Below are 2,718 nucleotides of genomic sequence, written 5' to 3'. Positions count from 1 at the left end.
GAGCTCGTCGGCGAGGTAGCGGCCCTCGGCCACCCGGATCGGGTCGACGTCGCCGATCAGGTCGGCCACGCTCGTATCGGGGGTGGCGAGCTTCTCTGCGTATCGGTCCTGCCGGCCGATCCACCGGAGCGGGACGGCGTCACCCTCCTCCGCGACGAGCGCGCGACACGAGGCGCAGATCGGGCGGTACGGGTGGTCGTTGACCTCGCACCCGGCGATCGCGGGTGTCTGCTCGTCCAGGAGGTCGACGAGCTGACGGATCAGACGTGTCTTCGCCTGCCCACGCTCGCCGAGGATGACGAGGTCGTGACCGGCGAGGATCCCGCGTTCGAGCACCGGGAGCACCGAGTCCCCGAACCCGACCACCTGCGGGAACAACGGGGTACCGGCGCCGAGGCGCTCGAGCAGGTTGGCGCGCAGCTCATCCTTCACGCTCCGGTCCGGGAACCCGGACGCGCGGAGCTCGGCGATCGTGGAAGGAGCGGGCATGGACATCTCAGCGTACCGGCTCCGGCGCGAAGGGCTGACCCCCGCTACCCGAGGCCGCGGGCCGTGTACTCGCTCCCGTATCGGCGTTCGGCCAGGCGGCGGCCGATCTCCGCAGACAGCACCAGCAGCATCGAGGCGATGAACACGACCGAGGAGACGGCGATGAGCTGGGGCAGCAGGCTCGGGACCCGGAGCTGGGCGAACAGGTAGACCGGCCACGTCTGCTGGGTCCCGGCGAGGAAGGAGGCGATCGCGAACTCGTCGAACGAGAGCGTGAACGCCACGAGGAACGCCGAGATGAGCGCGGGCATCAGCAGCGGCAGCGTGACGCGGCGGAAGGTCTCCCTCGGGTTCGCGCCCAGATCCTTCGCCGCCTCGTCGAGCGACACGCTGAGCCGTTCCAGGAGCGGCATGATCGTGAGGATCGTGTACGGCAGCGCCACCACGACGTGGCCGATCACGACCGCGTGCAGCCCGAGCCCGATGTAGATGCCGAACGACTGGGTCAGGACCTTGTCGACCAGCGTGAAGAGCAGGAGCAGCGAGATCCCGAACACGAGGTACGGGATCACGAGCGGCGAGAAGACCAGCGCCGAGACGACGGGCTTGCCGAAGAACCGCCTCCGCAGGAGAGCGAACGAGGTCAGCACGCCGAGCGTCACCGCGATGAGGCTCGAGATCGCCGCGACCGCAGCGCTCCTGCCGAGCGCTCCGACCAGGATGTCGTTCGACAGGACGTCGCCGTACCAGTGGGTAGTGAAGCCCTCCAACGGGAACGATGGATCGCCGTCGTTGAACGAGAACAGCGCGAGGACTGCGATCGGCAGGTAGAGGAAGATGACGAGCAGCCAGAAGAACACGGTGAGCGAGACCCGTCCGGTCTTCGAGGTCGCGATCTCCATCAGTCGGCCGCCACGGTCCGGACCTGCACGTACCGGCCGAACAGCGCCATCAGGCCGGCGACGACGATCAGCAGGAACATCGCCAGCACGGAGCCGCTCTGCCAGTCCAGACCCCGCGTGAACAGGTCTTGGATCGCGTTGCCGTACATGTACCCGCTGGTGCCTCCGACGAGGAGCGGCGTCACGAACTCGCCGATCGTCGGGATGAATACGAACACGAACGCCGCGACGAGCCCGGGGGCGCTCAGCGGGAGGGTCACCCGGAGGAACGTCCGCAGACGGCTGGCGCCGAGATCGCTCGCCGCCTCGAGCAGGCTGCGATCGAGGTTGTTCAGGCTCACGAAGATGGGCAGCGCGACGAACGGGATCCACACGTAGGCAAGGACCAGCATCACGGTGAACTGGCTGTAGAGCAGCCACTCGATCGGCTGATCCGCGGGCAGGACGTGGAGCGAGACCAGCGCCGAGTTGACCACGCCGCGATCGCCCAGCATCACCTTCCACGCGAGGACGCGCAGGAGGAAGCTCGTGAGGAACGGGACGATGATGACCAGGAGCAGCACGTACTTCAGCTTGCGCACGCAGAGCGCGAGGAAGTAGCCGATCGGGTAGGCGAGCAGCACCACGACCACCGAGACGGTGAGCGACATCCGGACCGACTTCCAGAACAACCCGAGGTAGATCGAGCCGCCGCCCAGGAATCGACGCCAGTCGTCGAGCGAGATCACCCCGGTGTCGGTGGGGAACAGCTCGATGGCCCCGACGCTGTAGGACGCGACGTACAGGACCGGGGCCACGAAGAACAGGAGCAACCAGAGCATCGGCGCCGACAGCAGCCCCGCGGTGACACCGCGTTCGCGCCGCCGCCAGTGTTTGGCCGATGCGGCGGCGTCCTGGGTCGCCACGGCCGCTACCGGGGCCCGGTGTTCGCTGGCGTCAGGACGCCAGCACCTCGCTCCAGTACTGCTGGTAGACGTCCCGTCGCGGGATGTAGGACTCGGGGATGGCTCGTGGGGGATCGAGGACCGTCGGGTCGTCGAGCACCAGCGCCTGCACGACACCGGGCGAGACGAACGACAGGTCGGCCTCGGTGTTCGTGTGACCGTAGTAGTACCAAGCGAGAAGGAACTCCGCCGCCTTCTTGCTCGCCCACGAATCGACGTACTCGTGTGCATGGAAGTAGTTCGGCGTGTCCTTGGCGAGGCCCATCCCGCACACCCACGAGACCCGGCCCTCCTTGGGCTCCATGTACAGGTAATTCATCCCAGCGGCGTCGGCGTACCCGACCGTGTCCGGCCACGCGTACCCGATCCAGACCTCCTCCTTC

At 67.5% G+C, this 2,718-nt stretch carries 4 protein-coding genes; all 4 read right to left on the bottom strand.

Going from position 1 to position 2,718, the window contains the following annotated elements; genetic code table 11:
- Nucleotides 1-489 (bottom strand): magnesium chelatase (locus VFI59_02105; protein HET6712489.1); only part of this gene is annotated, 489 nt, incomplete at its 3' end.
- 44 nt (nucleotides 490-533) lie between these two features.
- Nucleotides 534-1,391, bottom strand: coding sequence for an ABC transporter permease (locus VFI59_02100; protein HET6712488.1), 858 nt, complete (start codon nucleotides 1,389-1,391; stop codon nucleotides 534-536).
- On the bottom strand, nucleotides 1,391-2,296 hold the full coding sequence (locus VFI59_02095) for an ABC transporter permease (protein ID HET6712487.1): 906 nt from the start codon (nucleotides 2,294-2,296) through the stop codon (nucleotides 1,391-1,393). The genes VFI59_02100 and VFI59_02095 overlap by 1 nt, the downstream gene beginning before the upstream one ends.
- Before the next feature lie 31 nt (nucleotides 2,297-2,327).
- Nucleotides 2,328-2,718 (bottom strand): hypothetical protein (locus VFI59_02090; protein HET6712486.1); only part of this gene is annotated, 391 nt, incomplete at its 5' end.

The sequence above is a fragment of the Actinomycetota bacterium genome, assembly GCA_035697485.1.
GTDB lineage: Bacteria > Actinomycetota > UBA4738 > UBA4738 > HRBIN12 > JAOUEA01.
The sequence above is the reverse complement of the archived record's forward strand: the minus strand, read 5'-3'. Positions and strand labels throughout refer to the sequence as shown.

Bases quoted from the DNA above. Each gene is read 5' to 3' on its own strand.
- VFI59_02100 (HET6712488.1), bottom strand. From the start codon at position 1,391: ATGGAGATCGCGACCTCGAAGACCGGACGGGTCTCGCTCACCGTGTTC.